The sequence below is a fragment of the Geodermatophilus arenarius genome (assembly GCF_042654585.1).
GTDB lineage: Bacteria > Actinomycetota > Actinomycetes > Mycobacteriales > Geodermatophilaceae > Geodermatophilus > Geodermatophilus arenarius.
Window position 1 is genome coordinate 193,502 of record NZ_JBHSGR010000003.1, and the last position, 21,729, is coordinate 215,230.

Genomic DNA, 21,729 nt, shown 5'->3' on the forward strand with positions numbered 1-21,729 from the left:
CCCCGGGTCGCGCCCGTGCACATCCCGCGCCCGGTGCACGGGCCCGTGCGCCCCGCGCGGTCGGGCGTGCGCTCCCCGGGCCGACCGACGTGGCCGTGGGCCCCGGGAGCGCGCACCCGTGGGAGCACCCGAGCGCTCAGGGCGCCGGGACGACGACGGTGGCCTCCATCGGCCCGCCGCACTCCTCGCTGCCCCCGACCCGCACCCAGTCCAGGTCGGCGTCGACCTCGGCGAGCGCACCGCCGTCGGCCGCGAGCACGGTGACGGTCGCGGCGTCCGGTGTCCCCGTGCCCGTCGGTACGCCGGCCGTCGTCCCGGTCAGCGGCGCGGTGACCTCGCGCCGCGGCTCCGGGTCCCGGTCGAGGCGGACGACCTGCCCGCACGAGGGCTCACAGACCACCCGCACCGACGCCGGGGCCGGACCGGTCCAGTCGCCGGTGAGCTCCACCCGCACCGCGTCGACCCACCCGATCGCCGGGCAGACGACCGCGCCGGAGCCGCCGGGTGCTCCCGCGCAGCCGGCGAGCAGGACAGCGGCCAGCAGCACCGGGATCCTCACTCGAGCGTCGCCTCCAGGAGCGGCTCGGCGCGCTCGAGCACCGCGCCCGCCGCGTCGAGGGTCTCCACCGACGCCAGGTCCCCGGGGGCCGCGACCACCGCGACGCCGTCGTCGAGCGCGGTCTCGCCGAGCACGCCGCCGACCGCGTCCAGCAGCCGCACCGTCGTCGCCCCCGGCGGGGCCACCACGACCAGGGTCGGCAGCACGGGCGGGTCCGCACTGGCGTCGGTCACCTCGCACACCGCGGCCACCGCCCGGTCGCCCTCGCCGGCGGCCCGCAGCTCCGACCCGCAGCTCCAGCCGGCGCTGCCGCTGCGGTCGACGGCCACCGCGGCCGTCGTCCCCACGTACACCGCGCCCGAGGGGAGGGTGGCGGAGAAGACGGCGACCCGGGCGGTGCCGACGGTGGGCGCGGGCACGTCGCCGGCCCACAGCACGGTGAAGGCGACGGCGTCCGCGGTCAGCCCGGTGCGCGCGAGGAGGGACTCCATCTCGCCCGTGCGCATCTCGTCGCCGGGCGCCGCCGGCGGCTGCTCGCGCGCCCAGGTGACGTCGAGGTCGCCCGGCGGGGCCCCGCCCCAGCGGGTGTCCGGCATGCCGGTGGCCAGCACGGACCCGTCGCGCTCGACGCGGTAGCGGAAGGCGGCGTCGGAGGGGAGCGACGACGGTCCGCGGTCGAGCACCGCGACGCCGTCGGGGGCCGCCACCTCCGTCCAGGTGCGCGAGACGGTGCCGTCGGCGGCGACCTCCGGCCGCTCGGACACGCTGACCACGTCACCCGGCGCGGCCACGACCACCACCGCGTCGATCCCCGTGTCGGCGTAGGCCAGCGGCAGGGAGGGGTCGACGGCGTGCGGCACGTCCTGCACCGTCATCTGCTCCGCCGTCGCGCCGGCCGGGCCGGTGAACCAGGCGACGACGGTCCCGCCGCGCGCGCCGAGGTCGGTCTCCAGCTCGGGGTCGGGCACGAGCGGCGGCGGCTGCGCCCCGGTGCGGGCGGCCACCAGGGCCCAGCGCGCGCCGGCGACGTCCCCGGCGAAGACGACGTGCCGGTCGGCCACGGCCGGCTCGGGCACGCCGACGTCCGCGCTCGACCACGGCAGCCGACGCACGCCCTCGACGAACGCCGCGTCCCCGGCCAGCGAGCCGCGGGTGGGTCCGGACAGCACGTCGGCCGCGGCCTCCCCGGGCGCGGCCACGCCGGCGGTGGGGACCGGGTCGTCCCCGCCGCGCACCACCACCGGCACCGCCACCACCACGGCCGCCACCGCGACGGCGACCGCGGCGATGCCCGTGCGCCGGCGCCGGTCGCGCCGGTGCCGCGACACCACCGCCGCGGCGAGGTCCTCCCGCGGCGGGGGAGCGGTGCGCTCGGCGAGCCGGGTCAGCCGGTCGGTCAGGTCGTCCATCAGGAGTCCTCCCCGCTCACGAGGACCGGCCGCGCCAGCAGCGCGCGCAGGCGGGCCAGCCCCCGGGTGGTGTGGGTGTTCACCGCGCTGGCCGAGCAGCCCATCGCCTCGGCGGCCTGCTGCTCGGAGAGGTCGGCGTAGTAGCGCAGGACGACGGCGGCGCGCATCCGCGGCGGCAGCGAGCGCAGCGCGGCGCGCAGCTCCTCGTCGTCCTCGCGCGGCCGCGCCGGGTCGGCGCGGTCGGGCAGCGTCTCGACCACCTGCTCGGTGCTCGCCAGCCGGCGCCGCCAGCTGGTGTGGGTGGTGACGACGACCCGGCGGACGTAGGCGGTCGGGTCGCCGCCGCGGGTGACCCGGTCCCAGTGCCGGTAGGTCTTGAGCAGCGCGGTCTGCACCAGGTCCTCGGCGTGCCCGCGGTCCCCGGCGAGGAGCACGGCCAGGCGCAGCAGCCCGGCCTGCTCGCGGGACACGAAGTCCTCGAAGGACGCGTCCTCGAAGCCCTGCTCCACCCGTGCCCTCCCGCGGTCGGCCGTCACCCCTTCCACGCCGCGGGGCACCCGCCGGACCCACACCGGCAGGTCACGGACGGGTCACGATCCGCCGGGGAGGTCAGGCCAGCTCGGCGAGGGCGGCGGCGACCGTCGCGTCGCGCACGAAGTGCAGCGCCAGCAGCCGGTGCACGAGCACGCCGCGGCGGGTCAGCCGCAGGTCGGCCGGGCGCAGCCGGGGGAGCGCCGCGCCGCCGGGGCGCGGGGTCGCCGGCGGCGGGTCGAGCAGCCCGCGGCGCTGCAGGTCGGTGAGGTCCTCGAGCGCGCCCCACGCGGTCCAGCCGCGCGGGTCCTGCGGCACCGGCGTCATCGGCAGCGGGGTGCGCTCGCGCCGGCCGACCGCGGCCAGCAGCACCCACTGCCGGCCGGTGAGCTCCGTGGCCACCCGCAGCCCGCGGAACACCACGGCGGCGTCGAGGTCGGGGGAGACGGCGGCCTCGGCGAGCAGGTAGCCGAGGTGGCGCACGCGCCACTCCTCGGTGACGGCACGCGCGGCGAGCACCACGGCCTCGGCCACCTCGTCGGCGGGCGCGCGGTCGCCGGGACCGGGGGTGAGGAACCCGTCGGTGCGCACCGTGCGGCCCTGGGCGGCGCGGGTCACCGACAGCTCGGCGGCGAAGGCGAGCGCGGCGCCGGCGCGGCAGCGGGCGCGGGAGGACACCGGCGCGGCCGGGTCGGTGTCGGCCGCGGTCGCGGTGCGCCGCAGCCACGCGGCCAGCCCGCCGTCCAGGCGCACCTTCGCCGAGCCGTCGTCGAACACCAGCCCCGCGGCCGTGCGCGCCATCGTCCCGGCGACCAGTTCCCCGGACTCCACGAGCGCGCGTCCCGGTGCCGCCTCCGTGTACTCCGCCACGCCGTCGATCATGGCCGAGCCGGCCGCCCCGTGTCGGCCCGGCGCCCGGACCCTCACCACAGCGGGGCAGGGCCGGTGAGCACGATCGCCACCGCCGTCGTCCTCGAGCCCGGCGTCTCCTGCACGACGCTGCTGGTCGTCTCCTGCCTCGCCGGCGTCGGTGGCGGCAACTTCGCCAGCGCGATGGCCAACGTCAACGCCTTCCATCCCGACCGGCTCAAGGGCTGGGCGCTCGGCCTCAACGCCGGCGGCGGCGACCTCGGCGTCCCGGTGGTGCAGCTCGTCGGCCTGCTCGTGCTGGCGACCGCCGGGGTGGAGCACCCGCGGATCGTGCTCTGCGTCCACGTCCCGCTGATCGTCGTCGCCGCCGTCGGCGCGGCCCCGCTCGTGGACGACCTGACGACGGCGCGCAACCAGCCGCGGGCCCTGCGCGAGGCGGCCCGCGAGCCGCACACCTACGTCATGTCCTTCCTCCACACCGGCACGTCCGGCTCGTTCACCGGCTTCGGGTTCGCCTTCGGCCAGGTGCTGCAGAACCGGTTCGGCGAGGACTTCGCCACCCCGCGGGCCGCGGCGTCGCTGACCTGGCTGGGCCCGCTGCTCGGCAGCCTCGTCCGGCCGCTCGGCGGGTCGCTGGCCGACCGCTTCGGCGGTGCCCGGACCACCCTCTGGACCTTCGTCGCGATGGCCGCCGGCGCCGCGGTGGTCCTCACGGCGAGCCGGGTGGGGTCGCTGCCGCTGTTCGTCGTCAGGTTCGTGCGGCTGTTCGTGCTCAGCGGGATCGGCAAGGGCTCGACCTACGAGATGATCCCGGCGGTCTTCCGCACCCAAACGCGGCAGGCGGTGGCCGCCGGGGGCGACCCGGCCGCCGCGGACCGGCGGGCGCTGCGGACGTCCGGCGCGCTGATCGGCATCGCCGGCGCGGTCGGCGCCCTCGGCGGGGTGCTGGTGGACCTCGCGTTCCGGCAGTCGTTCCTCACCACCGGCAGCGGCGACGCCGCCTACCTCGTCTTCATCGGCTTCCACGCCGCCTGCGTGGTCGTCACCCGGGTGGTCCACCTGCGCCCGACGGCCCGCCCGGCCGGCGTGTGACCGGTGCCCTTCCGCGGGGACGCCCCGGGGCGTCTCCGCGGGAGGGCACGGGGCTCAGACGGCCAGGCGGTAGCCGCGCTCGACGACGGTCTCGACGACGCCCGGCCCGAGCGCGGCGCGCAGCCGGGTCACCGCCATCTCCACCGCGTGCCCGTCCCCGCCGCCGGGCAGCCCGGGCACCAGGTCGGCCTCGGCGACGACGGCGCCGGGACGGGCGGCCAGCGCCCGCAGCACCGCCATCGGCCCCGGCGGCAGCTCCACCAGGCGGCCGTCGAGGACGGCGGCGTGCCCGCGCACCTGCAGCGCGGCCCGGCCGACCCGCAGCACCGGGTCCCGCTCGGGCAGCCGGGCGACGACCTCGCGGGCCAGCGCGCCCAGCCGGGAGCGCTGGGGCTGCAGCGTCGGGATGCCGGCGGCGGTCAGCGGGCCGGCGGTGACCGGACCGACGGCCACCGGCAGCACCCCGCCGGTCAGCGCGGCGACCAGCTCGTCCCGCCGGCCGAGCTCGGCGGCCACCGACAGCAGGCTGGCGGCGGCCGGCGCGCTGGTGAAGGTCACCGCGTCGACCGCGCGGGCCAGGACCTGGCCGACCAGCCGGCGCAGCGGCGCGACGTCCTCGGGCAGCACCCACCGGTAGACCGGCACGGTCAGCACCTCGGCGCCGGCCGCGCGCAGCGCGTCGACGAACTCCGGCAGCGGGTCGCCGTGCAGCTGGAGGGCGACCCGGCGCCCCTCCAGCGGGCCCTCCGCGCCGGACAGCAGGTGCTCGAGCACCTCGGCCGACGACTCCGACGCCGGCGACCACGCGTCGACCAGCCCGCCGCCGCGGATGGCGCCGCGCGCCTTGGGGCCGCGGGCGAGCACCCGGGCGCCGCGCAGGTGCCCGACCAGCGGCAGGTCCCAGGCCTCGGCCGCCTCCAGCCACCCGCGGAAGCCCACCCCCGTCGTCGCGACCACCAGGTCCACCGGCGCGGCGAGCACCGCCTCGGTGGCGGCGACCAGCTCGGCGTCGTCGGCCAGCGGCACGATCCGGATCGCCGGGGCGTACACCACCCGGGCGCCGCGGCGGTCGAGCAGCGCGCCGAGCTCCTCCCGCCGCCGCGCGGCGGTGACCGCCACGGTGTACCCGGCCAGCGGCGCGGGGCCGGCTGCCTGCTCCGGACCGGTCGCGAGCGCCGGGGCGTCGGGGGAGGAGGTCACCGGTCCATGGTGGCCGGTGGGCGTCGCGGTCGTGTGACGGCCCCTGCTCGGCCGGCCGGCCGCGGGGGCGCGACCGGTCAGCGGGTGGTCCAGGAGGCGATGAGGATGCTGGCGTCGTCCTGCAGCACGCCGCCCTGGTGGTCGAGGACCGCGCGCACCAGCCGGCGCACGGTCTCCGGCGGGGGGTGCCCGGCCGCGACCGCCCGGGTGAGGAACTCGACCAGCCGCTGCTCGCCGAACCACCGTCCCGCGGCGTCGCGCGCCTCGGTGACGCCGTCGGTGTAGAGCACCAGCCAGTCCCCGGGCTCGAGCACCTCCTCGGCGACCTCGAACGCCGGCGTGCCGAGCCCGAGGGGCACCCGCCCGCCCGCGCTGAGCTCCTTGACCACCCGCCCGCGCCGCAGCAGCAGCGGCGGCGGGTGCCCGGCGCGGACGTAGCGCAGCCGCCCCGTGGCGACGTCGAGCTGGGCGAGGACCCCGGTGACGAAGGCGCTGCCGGGGAACGTCGCGGCGACCACCTCGTCCACCGCGCGGACCTGGTCGTGCAGGCCGCGCCCGTCCCGCCGCGCGCTGCGGGCGGTGGCGAGCGTCGCGGCGCTCATCAGCCCCGCCCCGAGGCCGTGCCCCATGGCGTCGAGCACGGTCAGCCACACCGCGTCCTCGGCGAGCGCGTAGTCGAAGGCGTCCCCGCCGACGGCGGCGCTGGGTTCCAGCAGGCCGGCGACGACGAAGGCGTCGGTCGCGGCGGTCAGCGGGGGGAGCTGCTGCCAGACCAGCTCGGCCGACGGCGTCCGCGGCCGGGTGCGCCGGGTGCACTCGAGCACGTCGCCGTAGACGCCCATCGAGGTGACCAGGTGGGCGACCATCGAGGCCAGCCACCAGCACTGCTCGCGCAGGCCGGGGTCCTCCAGGTCCCGGGCGGCCTCCACCCGCACCTCCAGGACGCCGACCCGGTCGGCGCCGTCGAGCAGCGGCACCCACAGGCGCGGCAGCCCCCCGGCCTCCGACGGCAGCAGCTGCCCGGACTGGAAGACGCGTCCCGGCAGGGTGCCGTCGACGGCGACCGGCTCGCCGGATCTGCGGCCCTCGCCGGGCAGCTGCACCAGCCGGCGCTGCTCGTGGTCGACGACGTGCACCGTGACGTCGACGCCGAGCACCCGGCCGGCCCCCGCGGCCAGCTGCGGCAGCCGGTCCGGCGGGGCGGTGCGGGCGGCCTCGAGCAGCTGCAGCAGCGCCGCCAGCGGCCCGGTGGTGGGCCGGGGCGGGCGCAGCGGCCGGGAGTAGGGCACCCGGCGGGCCGCGGACAGCTCGTCGAGCCGTTCGTTGACCGCGACGGCCAGCAGGTCGCCGTCGAGGTCGGACAGCCGCGCCAGCCCGTCCAGGTGGGCCTCGACGTCGAACAGGTCGGCGTTGCCGCCGAGCTCGAAGTACCGCAGCCACAGCTGCTCGAGGGTGAGCTCGGCGTGCCGGAGCGCGGCCACGAGCACGGTGCGCCGGTCCTCGTCGGGGACGCCGGCGGCGACCATCAGCGGAGCCGGCGGACGGCCGAGTCGACCACCGCCCGGGCCGCCTGCCGCAGCGTGCCGGCGTCCCCTCCTGAGCGGGACAGCAGCATGGCCAGCGCGGTCTCCTCGCCGACGCCGTGCCGGGCCATGAGCACCCCCTTGGCGGTGCTGACGACGTCGCGCGTCGTCACGGCCCTCCGCAGGTCGTCGCTGGCCCGGCGGGCCTGCTCCCGGGCCGTGACGTGGGTGACCAGCAGGGCGGCCTGCGCCGCGGACAGGGTGAGCACCTGCGCGTCGTGGTCGGTGAAGACGCCGGGGTCGGCGCCGTAGACCTTGAGGGCTCCCAGCGTCCGGTCCCCGGCCACCAGCGGCACGCTCAGGGTGGACAGCAGGCCGAGCTCGACCGCCGCGGCGGCCCAGTGCGGCCAGCGGGGCTCGGCGCGCAGGTCGTCGGCCCGCACGAGCACCCGCCCGGCGGCCGCGGCCAGGCACGGCCCCTCGTCGAGCTCGTACTGCAGCGCGTCGGCGCGCTCGACCACCGGATCGGTGGAGCCCGACGACCGCCGCCCGGTGCGGTCGACGATCGAGACGCCCGCGCCGGCCGCCGCCGGGACGGTCTGCAGCACGAGGGAGCCGACCAGGCCCAGTGCGGTGGCGACGGTCTCCTCGGAGAGCAGCAGCCCGGCCACGCGCGCGGAGACGACCGACAGCTCGTCGGCCAGGGGGAGGGATCGGGTGGCGTCCTGGGACACGGGCACCTCGCGGGGACCGGCCGCGGCCACCCGCTTCTTCGAGGTGCCGCGACCTGTGGGCACCCAGGTTAGTGCCGGATCAGCGCAGGTGCGCCGCCGCGTAGCGCGGCACCCGCGCGCCGTCGCCGACGACCAGGCCGCGGGTGACCAGCAGCCGCAGGTGGGCGTCGGTCTCGGTGACGGCGAAGATCCGCATCCGCCGCTCGTACTGCGACCACGGCCGCGACCACGTCAGGTGTGCGGCCAGGTCCCACGGGGTGCTCCCCGGGTGCGCCCGGACCGCGGCCAGCAGCTCGGCCAGCCGGCGCTCGTGGTGCGCCCGCAGCTCGCGGGCCCGGCCGGCCAGGCCGCGGAAGCGCCACTCGTGGCCGGGCAGCACCTCGCCGGCCTCCTCCCCGGCGACCCGCTCCAGCGAGGACAGGTAGTCGCGCAGCGGGTCGGCGGCGCCGCCGGCGTGCGTCGAGACGTTCGGGCTGATGCGGGGCAGGACGTGGTCGCCGGCGAAGAACAGGCCGGTGGCCTCGTCGGCGAAGCACAGGTGCCCGGCGGTGTGGCCGGGCGTGTGGACGGCGCGCAGCGACCAGCCGGGCAGGTCCGCGCGGTCGCCGTCCTCGAGCAGCCGGTCGGGCAGCGCCAGCCGCCGCCACCGCGCGCGCTCCTCCGGCGTCCCGGCGTCCGCGCGGGCGTCCGGCTCGGGGGCGCCCAGCCCGACGAGGAAGGCGACCTCCACCTCGGTGGACTCCTCGGGCGAGCGGGCGGTGAAGGCGGTCAGGTCGCGGGCGTCGGCCGGGTGCATCGCCACCCACGCACCCGAGGCCTCCCGCACCCGGCCGGCCAGGCCGACGTGGTCCATGTGCATGTGGGTGACCAGCACGCCGCGGACGTCGCGGACGCCGGCGCCGATCCCGGCCAGCCCGGCGCACAGCGCCGCCCAGCTGTCGTCGGCGTCCCAGCCGGTGTCGACCAGGCCCAGCCCGCCGCCGGCCAGCTCGAGCACGTGGGCGTTGACCCACCGCAGCGGGCCGCCCATCGGCACCGGCACCGACCACAGGCCCGGCCGCACCCGCTCGACGGCGGGCACCGACCGCTCGCGCCACGCGGCGCGCTGCGCCCGGCCGGTCACCTCCACGCCGCTCGCGTCCACGCCCCGGCACTCTGCCAGCCCCGGCGGCGCGCGCCGGGCTGGGACCATGGGGGCGTGCCGACGCCGCCCACCACCCCCGCCCGGATCTCCGCCGTCCCCCTCCTCATGCGGGTGGTCTGCACGCTGCTCGCCGTCACGGTCGTCGTCGTCATGGTCGTCACCGCGCTCGTCACCCACCCCTCGGACGAGCTCAACCCCTTCGACGCCGCCGACCGCGTGGCCATCGCCGGGATCGGCCTGTTCGTCGGCGCGGGGATCCTGCTGCTGGGCCGGCCGCGGGTCGACGCCGACGCCTCGGGCATCCGGGTGCGGAACCTGCTCGGGCAGCGGACGCTGCCCTGGGCGGCGGTGCGCGGCGTCCGGTTCGACCGCCGGGCGTGGGTGGCCACGCTGGAGCTCGCCAACGGCGACGCGATGGCGATGACGGCGCTGCAGGCGGTCGACGGCGAGCGCGCGGCCACCGCCGTCGAGGGGCTGCGGGCGCTGCTGGCCGCCGACGTCGCCGCCCGTCCCGCGCCGGCGCACGGCCCGCTGCTGCACGAGTGAGCGGCGTCCCGGCTCCCGGAATACCTGCAGCGTCCGCGACGCTGTAGCATGAGCGTGCCTCCCCGCTACACGAGGCGCGTGAACCACTCCAGCGGCCCCGCCCCGGGCCGCTGACCAAGAGGAGCCCGCTCCCACCTGGCGCCGTCGAGGTGCCCAGGTCCCCGGTTCGCGGGAGTCCGGCCTGCCCCGGCCGGTCCTCCGCGACGTGCCCGGCCCGGCGACGGGCCGGTGCCGCACCGGCGAGACGGGCCCTGTGAGCACCCGCTCACGGGGCCCTCGCCGTCTCCGGTGCCCGGGTGGGCGCGACCTCCTCCCGTGTGACAGAGCAGAGGAGAGGCCATCACCGAGCCCCGTATCAACGACCGTATCCGCGTCCCCGAGGTCCGCCTGGTGGGCCCGGAGGGCGAGCAGGTCGGCATCGTGCCGATCGGCGAGGCGCTGCGCCTGGCGCAGGACTCCGAGCTCGACCTCGTCGAGGTCGCGCCGATGGCCCGGCCGCCGGTCGTCAAGCTGATGGACTACGGGAAGTTCAAGTACGAGTCCGCCCAGAAGGCCCGCGAGGCCCGGCGGAACCAGGCGCTCACCGTCATCAAGGAGATGCGGCTGCGCCTGAAGATCGACCCGCACGACTACGAGACCAAGAAGGGCCACGTCGAGCGCTTCCTCAAGGCGGGCGACAAGGTCAAGATCACCGTGATGTTCCGCGGGCGCGAGCAGTCGCGGCCCGAGATGGGCTACCGCCTGCTGCAGCGGCTGGCCGGCGACGTCTCCGAGCTGGGCGTCGTCGAGTCCAACCCGAAGCAGGACGGCCGGAACATGGTCATGGTGATCGCCCCGCACCGGAACCAGGCCGCGACCGACGGCGCCCGCCGTCAGGCCAAGGCCGACCGGGCCGCCGAGGGGCAGACCCCGACGGCCTGAGGAAGGACCCTCCTGCCCCCCACCGCTCGCACGCTCGCGGCGGGCCCCTGCAGGAGGGCCGACCACGCACCACCGAGACGGCCGGCGTCGTCTCGGCAGCCTCGTGCTGCCGGGCGGCGCCGACACCCACGAACAGGACGACGAGGACATGCCGAAGCAGAAGACCCACAAGGGCACCGCGAAGCGGGTGCGCGTCACGGGCACCGGCAAGATCATGCGGGAGCAGGCCAACAACCAGCACAAGTTCGAGCACAAGAGCTCGCGGCGCAAGCGCCGGCTGGAGAAGGACCAGGTCATGTCCCCGGCCGACAGCAAGACCATCAAGAAGCTGCTGGGCATCTGAGCCCCCGCCTCCCGTAACCAGCAAGGAGTTCTCACGTGGCACGCGTGAAGCGGGCGGTCAACGCCCAGAAGAAGCGCCGGACGACCCTCGAGGCCGCCAGCGGGTACCGCGGTCAGCGTTCGCGCCTGTACCGCAAGGCCAAGGAGCAGATCCTCCACTCGGCCACCTACAACTACCGCGACCGCAAGGCGCGCAAGGGTGACTTCCGCAAGCTGTGGATCACCCGCATCAACGCCGCGGCGCGGCAGAACGACATGACCTACAACCGGTTCATGCAGGGCCTGAAGCTGGCCGGCATCGAGCTCGACCGCCGCGTGCTCGCCGAGCTCGCGGTCAACGAGCCGGCCGCCTTCGCCGCCCTGGTGGAGACCGCCCGGGCCGCCGTCGCGGCGGCCCCGGCCGGCGGCGAGCAGGCCGCGTAGGCACTCCCTCCCGACGCCGTCGGTGACCGGCCCACCTGGGCCGGCGCCGGCGGCGTCGGTGCGTGTGGGGCCCGTGTGCGCGCGGGACCGGCGGTCTCGTGGCGATGAGCGCCCGATGGCCACGGGACCGCCGATCCCGACGAGGGGAGACGACGTGAGCGAGCTGCTGACCGAGCGGTCGGGCCGGGTCGCCGCCGCGCGCAAGCTGACCCGGCGCGCCGGCCGCGACGCCGCGGGCGCCTTCCTCGCCGAGGGCCGCCAGGCGGTCTCCGAGGCACTGGCCACCGCACCGGACGACGTCCGCGAGGTGTTCGCCACCGAGGCCGCGGCCGCCGCGCACCGCGACCTGCTCGCCGGCACCACCGTCCCCGTCCGGCTGGTCACCGAGAGGGCCGTCGCGGGCCTGTCCGAGACCGTGACGCCGCAGGGCCTGGTCGCCGTCTGCGCGCTGCGCGACATGCCCGCCGACCGGCTGACCGCCGACCCGCCCGCGCTGGCCGTCGGCCTGGCCGGCCTGGCCGACCCCGGCAACGCCGGCACCGTGCTGCGCACCGCCGACGCCTGCGGCGCCGGCGCGGTGGTCTTCGGCGCCGGGTCCGCCGACCCCTACGGCGGCAAGGCGGTCCGCTCCAGCGCCGGCAGCCTGTTCCACGTCGACGTCGTCCGGGGTGCGCCGCTGGAGCCGCTGGTCGCCGGCCTGCAGGCGCGCGGGGTCACCGTGCTGGCCGCCGACGGCGGGGGCGAGGCCGCGCTCGACGAGCTGGGGGACGCCCTCGCCGGGCCGGTGCTGTGGCTGTTCGGCAACGAGGCGCGCGGGGTGCCGCCGGAGCTGGCCGCAGCCGCCGACGCCCGGGTGCGGATCCCGATGCGCGGCCGCGCCGAGAGCCTCAACCTGGCCGCCGCCGCGGCGATCTGCCTCTACGCGACGCAGCTCGCCCAGGGCTGAGAGGCTGCCCGCGTGGACGACGCGAAGGCCGTGCTGCTGCGCTACCTCAGCACCGCCCGCGAGGCGCTGCTGTGGAAGCTCGAGGGGCTGTCCGAGTACGACGTCCGCCGGCCGCTGACGGCCACCGGCACCAACCTGCTCGGCCTGGTCAAGCACCTGGCCTGCGTGGAGGCCGGCTACCTCGGCAACGTCGTGGGCCGGCCGTTCCCGGAGCCGATGGTCTGGGACGACCCCGACGCCGGGGACGACGACCTGTGGGTGCGCGCCGACGAGTCCCGCGAGGACGTCCTGGCGCTGTACGCCCGCGCCACCGCGCACGCCGACGCCTCGGTCGCCGCGCTGCCGCTCGACGCCACCGGCGAGGTGCCGTGGTGGCCCGAGGAGCGGCGGCACCCCACGCTGCACACGCTGCTGGTGCACGTGCTGGCCGAGGTGTCCCGCCACGCCGGGCACGCCGACGTGCTGCGCGAGGGCCTCGACGGCGCGGCCGGCCTGCGGCGGGACGACGACAACCTCACCCGCGACGGCGACGCCGACCGGGCCGCCTACGTCGCGGTGGTCGAGGAGGCCGCGGCGATGTTCCGGTGAGGGCGGCGCGCCGCGGCGGGAGCCGGACGGGTGCCGACGCTTTCCCGCCACGGGGCGCGGACGGCAGGGTGCAGGTCTGCCGGCCTCCTCGGGTCGGCGGGTGTCTCCGTGGGGGAGGGCGGCCGTGACCGTGGGACCCAGGCAACGGCTCGACGGCGACCCGCGGCCGGCCGCGGACGGGCGGCGCGCCCGCTGGACCGAGCACCGCCGCGCCCGCCGCGAGGAACTCGTCGCCGCCGCCGTCGAGGCGGTCCGCGCGGCCGGCCCGGGGTTCGCCGTCGACGACGTCGCCCGCGCCGCCGGGGTGTCCAAGACGGTCATCTACCGCTACTTCACCGACAAGGACGAGCTGGTCGACGCCGTCCTCGAGCGCATCTCCTCGGCGGTCCTGCTGCCGCGGCTGCTGGGGGAGCTGGCCGCCGAGCGCCGCGACGACGTCGAGCGGCTGCGCGCAGTCATCGCCGCGTTCGTGCTGCTGGTCGAGGACGAGCCGGAGCTCTACCGCTTCGCCTACGCCTCGGCCGGCCGCGCCGGGCGCCCGGACCTCGTGGCCGCCACCGAGCGGGAGGTCGCCGGCGCGCTGGCGGCGCTGCTCGGCGAGCGGCTGGCCGCCGCGGGCCGGCCCACCGGTGCCGTGACGACGTGGGCCTACGGCGTCGTCGGCATGGTGCAGCTGGCCGCGCACTGGTGGTCGGGCACCCGCGAGGTGCCCGCCGCCGAGCTGGTCGAGCAGCTGACCGCGCTGGCCGCCGGGGGACTGGTCGGCCTGCTGCCGCCCGCCTGAGGGAACGCCCGCGACGTCACCGTGCGCGGGCGGACCTCCGGGGCGCATCCCTACGGCAGGGCCGGCTCCCGCCGCGGCACCCGCGCGGCGCCCGCGGCGGCCCGCGCGGTGGCGGCCCGGGTGGCGGCGCCGCGGGTGACCGCCTTGCGGTCGTACATGCGCAGGTCGGCGCGGTGCAGCAGGTCGGCGAACGCGACGCCGTCGGCGGGGCAGACGCTGACCCCGATGCTCGCGTCCACGTGCACCTCGGTGCCGTGCAGCGGCACCGGCCGGCGGATCGAGGCGGTGAGCTCGTCGGCGACCCGCCGCGCCTCCTCCGGCGCCGTCTCCGGCCGCAGGTCCGGCAGCGCGACGAGGAACTCGTCGCCGCCGAGGCGGGCCAGCAGGTCGCGGCGGCGGACGCGCTCGCGCAGCCGGCGGGCGACCACCTGCAGCAGCTCGTCGCCGGCGGCGTGGCCGAGCCGGTCGTTGACCGCCTTGAACCCGTCGAGGTCGACGAACAGCAGGCCGAGCGCGTCGCCGCGGGCGCGGGCCTCCCAGATCGCGGCCTCCACCTGCTCCTCCAGCCGGCGCCGGTTGGGCAGCCCGGTCAGCGGGTCGGTGTAGGCCAGCTCCTGGATGCGGGCCAGCGCGGCCGACGTCCGGTCGCGCTCGCGGACCAGGGCCCGTTCCGCCTCCACGCGCGCGGTGACGTCCACCTGCACGCCGATGTACTGGACGACGGTGCCGTCGGCGTCGTGCACCGGCGCGAGGTGCAGCTCGTTCCACCACGGCGTCCGCCCGGGGCCGCGGACGTTGAGCAGCGTCTCCCGGCACGGCTGCCCGGCGTCGACCGCCGCGCGGACGCGGGCGACCGCGCCCGGGTCGGTGTCGGGGTGCTGCAGCAGCCGGCAGTTGCGGCCGAGGATCTCGTCCGAGGACAGGCCGGCCAGCTGCCGGAAGGCCTCGTTGGCGTAGACGATCGGCTGGTCGGGCAGCCGCACGTCGACGACGGTCACCCCGCTCGGCGTGGCCTCCAGCGCCCGCCGCAGCAGCGCCTCCGCCTGCGTGGTGCCCACGGCCAGCGCGGCGGCCGCCGGGCTCGCCACCACCGCCGGCCGGGGCGCGACGGCCGCCGCGGGCACGGTGCCGCCGGCGCGCGGGGCCACCCGGGACAGCAGCGACGACGCCGCGCGGGACACCGTCGTGCGCTCGTAGGTCAGCGCGTACTCGAACGTGCGCTCCAGGTCGGGCCCGTCGTCGCCGAGGTCGCGGGCCAGCAGCGCGGCGCTGAAGTGCGGGGACAGGACGGCGACGTCCCACTCGCCGCGCACCGGGTCGTCGTCGGCGAGGTGCGCGCCGCGCACGCCCGGCAGCGGCTCCACCGGCAGGTCCTCGCCCAGCGCGCAGACGAAGCCGGTGCGCTCGGCCAGGTCGCGGTAGCGCTGGGTCGTGGCGACGGTGAAGTGGCGCGCCTCCTGGAAGGTCGCGGCCACCACGCAGGTCTCGCCCAGGCGCATGGCCTCCCGCTCCAGCTGCTTGGACAGCTCGATGAGCAGGGCCTTGGGCGCGCGGCGCAGCGGGACGTCGTCGGGCAGGCAGGCGAAGGGGGAGACCGCGCCGACCGCGCCGGTGGGCCGGCCGGCGCCGGGCAGCACCAGCTCGCCGACCGGCAACCCCGGGGCGGCGCCCGGGCCGGGGCGGCCGAGGTGCCAGCCCTGGCCGAGGGTGGCGCCCAGCCCGCGGGCGTAGGCCAGGTGCCCGGCGGTCTCGATGCCCTCGGCGAGCACCACGGCGCCGCTGCGCTCGGCGTAGGCGTTGACCGCGTTCACGATCTCGGCGATCGCCGGGCCCGGGCGCTCCTGCACCAGGCGCAGGTCGAGCTTGACGACGTCGGGGCACAGCAGCGGCAGGAACGCCAGCGACATCGACTCGGCGCCGACGTCGTCGACGGCGATGGCCCAGCCCAGTTCCCGGACCCGCTCGACGGTGCGCAGCAGCTCGGCCGGCCGGGCCGCGATCGCCCGCTCGGTGATCTCCATGACCACCCGCAGGTCGCCGGGCGCGCCCTCGGCGATGGCGACGAGGTCGGCCAGCGGTGCGGTGTCGAGCACCTCGGGCTCGACGTTGACGAAGACGGTCAGCGGCGCCACGAGCCCGCCGTCGACGGCGCCGCGGAAGGCGGCCGCGCGGCAGGCCTCGTCCAGCTCCGCGAGCCGGCCGGCGCCGCGGGCCGCGGCGAACAGCGCGTCGGGCCGCTCCAGCGGGCCGACCGGGCCGCGCGCGAGGGCCTCGTAGGCGACGACCCGCCCGGTGTCGATCTCGACGATGGGCTGGAAGACGCTGCGCACGCCGCGCAGGGCGTCGGCGAGGACGGGGTCGGATCCGGAGGGCGCCGGTGCCTCGTGGGGGCGGGTCACGTCCCGGTTGTCGGCAGCGGACCCCCGGGGCGACACCCGTCGGTCCGCCCGGCTCCCCCGGGAGGGTCAGGCGGGCAGCGCGATGAGGACGACGGCGGCCGCCGCGACGGCCAGCCCGGCGCGCTGCGCCCCGGCCAGCCGCTCGCGCAGCACGACCTGCGCCAGCACGACCGTGCTCGCCGGGTACAGCGACGCCAGCACCCCGGTGATCGCCAGCTGCTCGCCGACCTGGGTGGCGACGAGGAACAGCGCGTTGGCCGTCATGTCGCCGACGCCGGCGAGCACCACCACCGGCAGCACCCCGCGGGACACCAGCAGCGAGCGGCCCGACGCCAGCGCGAGCCCGCCGATCAGCAGCACCGACACGACACGGGCGGCCAGCAGGGGGCTCAGGCCCGAGTCCCCGCCGGTGCGGTCCAGCAGCACGAAGAACAGCCCGAAGCCGGCGCCGGCGGCCAGCGCCGGCGCGACGGTGCCCAGCCGCGCGGCGCGCAGCGAGGACAGCCCGCCCTCGGCCGCCACGAGCACCACCGCGACCAGCGCGAGCAGGATGCCGAGCGCGGCCAGGACGCCGAGCCGCTCGCCGAGCAGCAGGCCGCCGACCACCGGCAGCGCCGCGGCCGCCACCGCCGTCACCGGGGCCACCACGCTCATCACCCCGGTGGCCAGCGAGCGGTAGAACAGCAGCAGCCCGGCCCCGCCGGCGACACCGGCGGCCGCGCCCCAGCCCAGGTCGGCCGGCGTGGGGCTGCCGCCGAGCCAGGGGAGCAGCAGCACGACGGCGACCAGCCCGGCCGCCTGCGACAGCGCGACGACGGCGGCCGCGGCGGCCCGGCGGCTGGCGATCCCCCCGCAGAAGTCGGCCATCCCGTAGACGACGGCCGAGGCCAGCGCCAGCACCATCGCCATCCGGTGCGCCTCCCGCGTCGTCGTCCCGCCGTCCCGCCGATCCTGGCAGCCGCCGGCCCCCGTCCTCCCGCCGGCACCGGGACCGGCGATCCCGTGGCCGTCCGCGCCCGGTGGCCACGGGACCGCCGATCCCGGGCGGGGTGGCGGCGGGCACGAGCGGCCGTCGGGCGGTCGCGGCAAACCCGGCAGCGACGTCCCGGGGCCGCCGGGCAGAATGGCCTCCCGTGTCCGGCGCCAACGACCCCTACGACCCGAAGCAGGTCGCGGCCCTGTCCGCCGAGGCCCTCGACGCCGCCGTCGCAGCGGCGCGGGAGGCCTTCGCGGGAGCGGGCGACCTCGAGGCGCTGGCCGCCGTGCGCCCGGCCCACCTCGGCGACCGCGCGCCCGTGCCGCTGGCCCGCCGCGAGCTCGGCGCGCTGCCGCCGGCCGCCCGCGCCGACGCCGGCAAGCGGGTGAACGCGGCGCGGGTCGCCGTCACCGAGGCGTACGAGACGCGGAGGGCCGAGCTCGAGGCCGAGCGCGACGCCCGGGCGCTGGCCGAGGAGCGGGTCGACGTCACCCTGCCCTGGGACCGCACCCCGCGCGGCGCCCGCCACCCGCTGACCACGCTGCAGGAGCGGATCGCCGACGTGTTCGTCGGCATGGGCTACGAGGTGGCCGACGGCCCCGAGCTCGAGGCCGAGTGGTTCAACTTCGACGCGCTCAACATCGGCCGCGACCACCCGGCGCGCACGATGATGGACACCCTCTTCGTCGCCCCCGAGGACTCCGGCCTGGTGCTGCGCACGCACACCAGCCCGGTGCAGGCCCGCACGCTGCTGTCCCGGACGCCGCCGGTGTACGTCGTCGCGCCCGGGCGGGTCTACCGCACCGACGAGCTCGACGCGACGCACACCCCGGTCTTCCACCAGGTCGAGGGCCTGGCCGTCGACCGCGGGCTGACGATGGCGCACCTGCGCGGCACCCTCGACCACCTCGCGCGGGCGCTGTTCGGCCCCGAGGCGGTCACCCGCTGGCGGCCGTCGTACTTCCCGTTCACCGAGCCCTCGGCCGAGTTCGACGTCTGGTTCCCCGAGCACCGCGACGGCCCGCGCTGGGTCGAGTGGGGCGGCTGCGGGATGGTCAACCCGCGGGTGCTCGTCGCCTGCGGCGTCGACCCCGAGGAGTACAGCGGCTTCGCCTTCGGCGTCGGCATCGAGCGGGCGCTGCAGTTCCGCTCGGGCGTCGGCGACATGCGCGACATCGTCGAGGGCGACGTCCGGTTCACGAGTGCGTTCGGAGTGGAGCTGTAGATGCGGGTCCCCGTCGGCTGGCTGGCCGAGTACGTCGACGTCCCCGCCGGGACTCCCGTCGAGGACCTCGACGCCGCCTTCGTCCGGCTGGGCCTGGAGGTCGAGGAGGTCCACACCCCGGCCGAGGTCACCGGCCCGCTCGTGGTCGGCCGGGTGCTGGAGATCGAGGAGCTCACCGGCTTCAAGAAGCCGATCCGGTGGTGCCAGGTCGACGTCGGCGAGGGCGCCCCGCGCGGGATCGTCTGCGGGGCGAGCAACTTCGTCGCGGGGGACAGCGTCGTCGTCGCGCTGCCCGGCGCCGTGCTGCCCGGCGGGTTCGAGATCGCCGCGCGGAAGACCTACGACCACGTCTCCGACGGGATGATCTGCTCGGTCCGCGAGCTCGGCATCGGCGAGGACCACGCCGGGATCCTGGTGCTGGGCGAGGGCTTCGAGCCCGGCGCCGACGCCCGCCCCGTCGTGGGCCTCGACGACGTCGTCATCGAGCTCAACGTGACCCCCGACCGCGGCTACTGCCTGTCCATGCGCGGGATCGCCCGCGAGGTGGGCACCGGCCTGGGCGTGCCGTGGCGCGACCCGGGCGCGGCGGCGCCGGCCGCCTGGTCCGGCGAGCCGGCGTGGGAGGTGACCGTCGCCGACGCCGACCGCTGCGACCGGTTCTCCATGGTCGCGCTCGAGGGGCTGGACCCGACCCGGCCCAGCCCCTGGTGGATGCGCCGCCGGCTGGCCCAGTCGGGCGTCCGTTCGATCTCCCTGGCCGTCGACGTCACCAACTACGTGATGCTCGAGCTCGGCCAGCCGATGCACGCCTTCGACCGGGACGCCGTGACCGGCCCGATCGTCGTCCGCCGGGCCCGCGAGGGCGAGCGGCTGACCACCCTCGACGGCGCCGACCGGGCGCTGTCCGGCGACGACCTGCTCATCACCGACGACACCGGCCCGATCGGGCTGGCCGCGGTGATGGGCGGCGCCTCGACCGAGATCGGCGACGGCACCACGAACGTGCTGCTCGAGGCGGCGCACTGGGAGCCCACCGGCGTCGCGCGCACCGCCCGCCGGCACCGGCTGCCCAGCGAGGCCGCCCGCCGCTTCGAGCGCGGCGTCGACCCGGAGATGACCGTCGCCGCGCTCGCCCGCGCCGCGGAGCTGCTCGCCGAGCACGGCGGCGCCCGCGTCGTCGGCGCGCTGGTCGACGTCGACACCCGCGCCCCCCGCCCGTCGATCGCGCTGGACGCCGCGAGGCCCGGCCGGGTCTCCGGCGTGCCCTACTCACCCGCCCAGGTGGTCGAGCTGCTCGGCGCGGTCGGCTGCGCGGTGGAGGCCGACGGCGGCTCGCTGACCGTCACGCCGCCGTCGTGGCGCCCGGACCTCACCGACCCGGCCGACCTGGTCGAGGAGGTCGTCCGGCTGGCCGGCTACGACGACGTCCCCTCGGTGCTGCCCACCGCCCCGCCCGGGCGCGGGCTCACCGAGACCCAGCGCCGCCGTCGCACGGTGGGCCGCGCGCTGGCCGAGGCCGGCTACGTCGAGGCGCCGTCCTACCCGTTCGTCGGCACCCCGGCGCTGGACGCGCTCGGCCTCGCCGACGACGACCCGCGCCGCCGGGTCGTGCTCGTGCGCAACCCGCTGTCGGAGGAGGAGCCGGCGCTGCGCACCACGCTGCTGCCCGGCCTGCTCGCGACGCTGGCCCGCAACCTCTCCCGCGGCCGCCGCGACGTCGCCCTGTTCGAGCACGGCGCGGTCTTCCCGGGCGACCGGCGCACCCCCGCGCCGCTGCCCGGCGTCGACCGCCGGCCCGACGACGACACCCTCGCCGCCCTGCTCGGCGCGGTGCCCGACCAGCCCTGGCACGTCGCCGTGGCGCTGACCGGGCAGCGCGAGCCGCGCGGCTGGTGGGGCCCGGGCCGGGCCGCGGGCTGGGCCGACGCCGTCCAGGCCGCCCGGCTGGTGGCCGCCGCCGCGGGCGTGGAGCTGTTCGTCCGCCCCGGCGAGCAGGCCCCCTGGCACCCGGGGCGCTGCGCGGAGCTGGTCGTGGACGACCGGGTGGTCGGGTACGCCGGTGAGCTGCACCCGCGGGTGTGCGCCGCCCTCGACCTGCCGGCCCGCACCTCGGTGATGGAGCTCGACGTCGACGCGTTCCCGCCGGCGCCCGTCCCGGTGGGGCCGCGCATCTCGACGTTCCCGCCGGTCTTCCTCGACCTGGCCTTCGTCGTGCCCGACGAGATCACCGCCGCGCACGTCGAGTCGCTGGTCCGCGGGGGCGCGGGGGAGCTGTTCGAGGCGGTCCGCCTGTTCGACGTGTACTCCGGCCCGCCGGTCCCGGCCGGGTCGCGGTCGCTGGCGTACTCCCTGGTGCTGCGCGCGCCGGACCGCACGCTGACCGCCGAGGACGTCGCCCGGGTGCGCGAGGGCATCGTCGCCGTCGTCGAGCTGCAGGGGATCACCCTGCGCAGCGGCGACTGATGGCGGACCTCACCGGCCTGGTCGCACTCGTCACCGGGGCGTCGGCGGGCATCGGCCGGCACCTGGCCGAGGGGCTGGCCGCCCGCGGGGCCGCCGTCGCCGGCGTCGCCCGCGGCGCGGAGCGGCTGCGGACGGCGATGGCCGAGGTCGCCGCCGCCACCGGTGCCCGCACCCTCGCGTTGCCCGCCGACGTCACCGACCGCGCCGCCGTCGACGCCGCCGTCGCGGAGGTGGTCCGCGAGCTCGGGCCGATCGGGCTGCTGGTGAACAACGCCGGCCTGATCGACGCCGCCGAGGTGCCGCTGTGGGAGGCCGACCCCGACCAGTGGTGGGAGGTCGTGGAGAGCCAGGTGCGCGGGCCGTTCCTCGTCTCCCGCGCGGTCCTGCCCGGGATGGTCGCCGTCGGCGGCGGCCGGGTGGTCGACCTGGCCAGCGGGATCAGCACCCGCGCCAACCCGCACTACAGCGCCTACTCGGCGGGCAAGACCGCGCAGATGCGCATCACCGAGTCGATCGACCTGGCCGGTGCCGCGCACGGCGTGCGGGCGTTCGACCTGGCGCCGGGCGTCGTCGACACCGCGATGACCCGCGCCATGCCGATGCACGAGGGCCGCACCGACTGGACCCGTCCCGAGGACGTCGTCGACCTGGTGGTGGCCATCGCCGCCGGGGAGCTGGACCAGTGGTCGGGGCGGTTCTTCCGCGCCGGGGTCGACGACCTCGACACGCTGCGCGCCACGGAGCCGGCCGACGACGCGCGGAAGCTGCGGCTGCTCCCGTACGGCGACGGCGACCCGCTGGCCTGACCGCCCTCGTCCGGGCGCGGTCGTGCTCTGCCCCGCCTCCGGGGGCAGAGCACGGAGGCCGGAGCCGGCACCTCCCGCGCCGGACGTTCGTGCTCTGCCCACCCCTGTGGGCGGAGCACGACTGCGCGCAGGACCCCGGGGCGTCCCCTCCCTCCGTGCTCTGCACACCTCCCTGGGCAGAGCACGAGCGTGCGCGAGAGCACGCGGGGACCCGGCCATGAAAGGTCATGCACGGTCCTGTATGGTCA

At 77.7% G+C, this 21,729-nt stretch carries 21 protein-coding genes; 11 read left to right on the plus strand and 10 right to left on the minus strand.

Going from position 1 to position 21,729, the window contains the following annotated elements:
* Positions 1–136: 136 nt before the first annotated feature.
* The 4 genes from ACFO3M_RS04760 to ACFO3M_RS04775 form a co-directional block, all read right to left on the minus strand.
* Positions 137–559, minus strand: a complete 423-nt coding sequence (locus tag ACFO3M_RS04760; protein ID WP_387987018.1) for a hypothetical protein — start codon at positions 557–559, stop codon at positions 137–139.
* Complete coding sequence (locus ACFO3M_RS04765; protein WP_387987019.1) at positions 556–1,968, minus strand: hypothetical protein; 1,413 nt, start codon at positions 1,966–1,968, stop codon at positions 556–558. The genes ACFO3M_RS04760 and ACFO3M_RS04765 overlap by 4 nt, the downstream gene beginning before the upstream one ends.
* Complete coding sequence (locus ACFO3M_RS04770; protein WP_387987021.1) at positions 1,968–2,504, minus strand: SigE family RNA polymerase sigma factor; 537 nt, start codon at positions 2,502–2,504, stop codon at positions 1,968–1,970. Before ACFO3M_RS04770 ends, ACFO3M_RS04765 begins: the two co-directional genes overlap by 1 nt.
* Before the next feature lie 73 nt (positions 2,505–2,577).
* Entirely contained in the window at positions 2,578–3,369 is a 792-nt protein-coding gene (locus ACFO3M_RS04775; protein ID WP_387987023.1) for a hypothetical protein, read from the minus strand.
* 75 nt (positions 3,370–3,444) lie between these two features.
* Between ACFO3M_RS04775 and ACFO3M_RS04780 the strand changes: the two genes are divergently transcribed.
* Positions 3,445–4,461 (plus strand): MFS transporter, encoded by a 1,017-nt coding sequence (locus ACFO3M_RS04780; RefSeq protein ID WP_387987025.1) that lies wholly within the window; start codon positions 3,445–3,447, stop codon positions 4,459–4,461.
* 54 nt (positions 4,462–4,515) lie between these two features.
* Here the strand turns inward: ACFO3M_RS04780 and ACFO3M_RS04785 are convergent, their stop codons facing one another.
* The 4 genes from ACFO3M_RS04785 to ACFO3M_RS04800 all read right to left on the minus strand — a co-directional run bounded on the left by ACFO3M_RS04785 (position 4,516) and on the right by ACFO3M_RS04800 (position 9,062).
* The gene (locus tag ACFO3M_RS04785; RefSeq protein WP_387987027.1) at positions 4,516–5,661 is read right to left on the minus strand and encodes a uroporphyrinogen-III synthase; all 1,146 of its coding nucleotides are present in this window, start codon (positions 5,659–5,661) and stop codon (positions 4,516–4,518) included.
* Between the two features lie 77 nt (positions 5,662–5,738).
* Positions 5,739–7,187 carry a PP2C family protein-serine/threonine phosphatase gene (locus tag ACFO3M_RS04790; RefSeq protein ID WP_387987030.1) on the minus strand — a complete coding sequence of 483 codons (1,449 nt, stop codon included), beginning with the start codon at positions 7,185–7,187 and terminating at the stop codon, positions 5,739–5,741.
* Positions 7,187–7,981 carry a GAF and ANTAR domain-containing protein gene (locus ACFO3M_RS04795; protein WP_387987032.1) on the minus strand — a complete coding sequence of 265 codons (795 nt, stop codon included), beginning with the start codon at positions 7,979–7,981 and terminating at the stop codon, positions 7,187–7,189. Before ACFO3M_RS04795 ends, ACFO3M_RS04790 begins: the two co-directional genes overlap by 1 nt.
* Positions 7,982–7,997: 16 nt before the next feature.
* Positions 7,998–9,062, minus strand: a complete 1,065-nt coding sequence (locus tag ACFO3M_RS04800; RefSeq protein ID WP_387987035.1) for an MBL fold metallo-hydrolase — start codon at positions 9,060–9,062, stop codon at positions 7,998–8,000.
* 54 nt (positions 9,063–9,116) lie between these two features.
* Between ACFO3M_RS04800 and ACFO3M_RS04805 the strand changes: the two genes are divergently transcribed.
* The 7 genes from ACFO3M_RS04805 to ACFO3M_RS04835 all read left to right on the plus strand — a co-directional run bounded on the left by ACFO3M_RS04805 (position 9,117) and on the right by ACFO3M_RS04835 (position 13,612).
* Complete coding sequence (locus ACFO3M_RS04805) at positions 9,117–9,608, plus strand: PH domain-containing protein (protein WP_387987038.1); 492 nt, start codon at positions 9,117–9,119, stop codon at positions 9,606–9,608.
* Positions 9,609–9,998: 390 nt separating this feature from the next.
* Entirely contained in the window at positions 9,999–10,529 is a 531-nt protein-coding gene (infC, locus tag ACFO3M_RS04810; RefSeq protein ID WP_387987040.1) for a translation initiation factor IF-3, read from the plus strand.
* Positions 10,530–10,677: 148 nt separating this feature from the next.
* Positions 10,678–10,872 carry a 50S ribosomal protein L35 gene (gene rpmI / locus ACFO3M_RS04815; RefSeq protein ID WP_387987043.1) on the plus strand — a complete coding sequence of 65 codons (195 nt, stop codon included), beginning with the start codon at positions 10,678–10,680 and terminating at the stop codon, positions 10,870–10,872.
* A 35-nt stretch (positions 10,873–10,907) separates the two neighbouring features.
* The gene (rplT, locus tag ACFO3M_RS04820; protein WP_075015337.1) at positions 10,908–11,294 is read left to right on the plus strand and encodes a 50S ribosomal protein L20; all 387 of its coding nucleotides are present in this window, start codon (positions 10,908–10,910) and stop codon (positions 11,292–11,294) included.
* Positions 11,295–11,448: 154 nt separating this feature from the next.
* Complete coding sequence (locus ACFO3M_RS04825; protein ID WP_387987046.1) at positions 11,449–12,240, plus strand: TrmH family RNA methyltransferase; 792 nt, start codon at positions 11,449–11,451, stop codon at positions 12,238–12,240.
* A gap of 12 nt (positions 12,241–12,252) precedes the next feature.
* Positions 12,253–12,828: a DinB family protein gene (locus ACFO3M_RS04830; protein WP_387987049.1), complete on the plus strand. Its 576-nt coding sequence runs from the start codon at positions 12,253–12,255 to the stop codon at positions 12,826–12,828.
* A 124-nt stretch (positions 12,829–12,952) separates the two neighbouring features.
* Entirely contained in the window at positions 12,953–13,612 is a 660-nt protein-coding gene (locus ACFO3M_RS04835; protein WP_387987052.1) for a TetR/AcrR family transcriptional regulator, read from the plus strand.
* A 50-nt stretch (positions 13,613–13,662) separates the two neighbouring features.
* Here ACFO3M_RS04835 and ACFO3M_RS04840 read toward each other — a convergent pair whose 3' ends face one another.
* Positions 13,663–16,011: a diguanylate cyclase domain-containing protein gene (locus ACFO3M_RS04840; RefSeq protein WP_387987055.1), complete on the minus strand. Its 2,349-nt coding sequence runs from the start codon at positions 16,009–16,011 to the stop codon at positions 13,663–13,665.
* Between the two features lie 66 nt (positions 16,012–16,077).
* Complete coding sequence (locus tag ACFO3M_RS04845) at positions 16,078–16,920, minus strand: EamA family transporter (protein ID WP_387987058.1); 843 nt, start codon at positions 16,918–16,920, stop codon at positions 16,078–16,080.
* Between the two features lie 224 nt (positions 16,921–17,144).
* On the opposite strand from ACFO3M_RS04845, the gene pheS reads away from it, so the two are divergent.
* The 3 genes from pheS to ACFO3M_RS04860 are packed head-to-tail and all read left to right on the plus strand — an operon-like array spanning position 17,145 to position 21,481.
* Positions 17,145–18,212 carry a phenylalanine--tRNA ligase subunit alpha gene (gene pheS, locus ACFO3M_RS04850; RefSeq protein ID WP_387987060.1) on the plus strand — a complete coding sequence of 356 codons (1,068 nt, stop codon included), beginning with the start codon at positions 17,145–17,147 and terminating at the stop codon, positions 18,210–18,212.
* A complete protein-coding gene (pheT, locus tag ACFO3M_RS04855) occupies positions 18,213–20,675 on the plus strand; it encodes a phenylalanine--tRNA ligase subunit beta (RefSeq protein ID WP_387987063.1) in 2,463 nt (820 codons plus the stop codon). It begins immediately after the preceding gene.
* Positions 20,675–21,481, plus strand: coding sequence for an SDR family NAD(P)-dependent oxidoreductase (locus ACFO3M_RS04860; protein ID WP_387987066.1), 807 nt, complete (start codon positions 20,675–20,677; stop codon positions 21,479–21,481). Before pheT ends, ACFO3M_RS04860 begins: the two co-directional genes overlap by 1 nt.
* Positions 21,482–21,729 lie beyond the last annotated feature (248 nt).

Coding starts and splice junctions, on each gene's coding strand:
- pheT (WP_387987063.1), top strand. CDS start 18,213: ATGCGGGTCCCCGTCGGCTGGCTGGCCGAGTACGTCGACGTCCCCGCC.
- rpmI (WP_387987043.1), top strand. CDS start 10,678: ATGCCGAAGCAGAAGACCCACAAGGGCACCGCGAAGCGGGTGCGCGTC.
- ACFO3M_RS04860 (WP_387987066.1), top strand. CDS start 20,675: ATGGCGGACCTCACCGGCCTGGTCGCACTCGTCACCGGGGCGTCGGCG.
- ACFO3M_RS04790 (WP_387987030.1), bottom strand. CDS start 7,187: ATGGTCGCCGCCGGCGTCCCCGACGAGGACCGGCGCACCGTGCTCGTG.
- ACFO3M_RS04765 (WP_387987019.1), bottom strand. CDS start 1,968: ATGGACGACCTGACCGACCGGCTGACCCGGCTCGCCGAGCGCACCGCT.
- ACFO3M_RS04845 (WP_387987058.1), bottom strand. CDS start 16,920: ATGGCGATGGTGCTGGCGCTGGCCTCGGCCGTCGTCTACGGGATGGCC.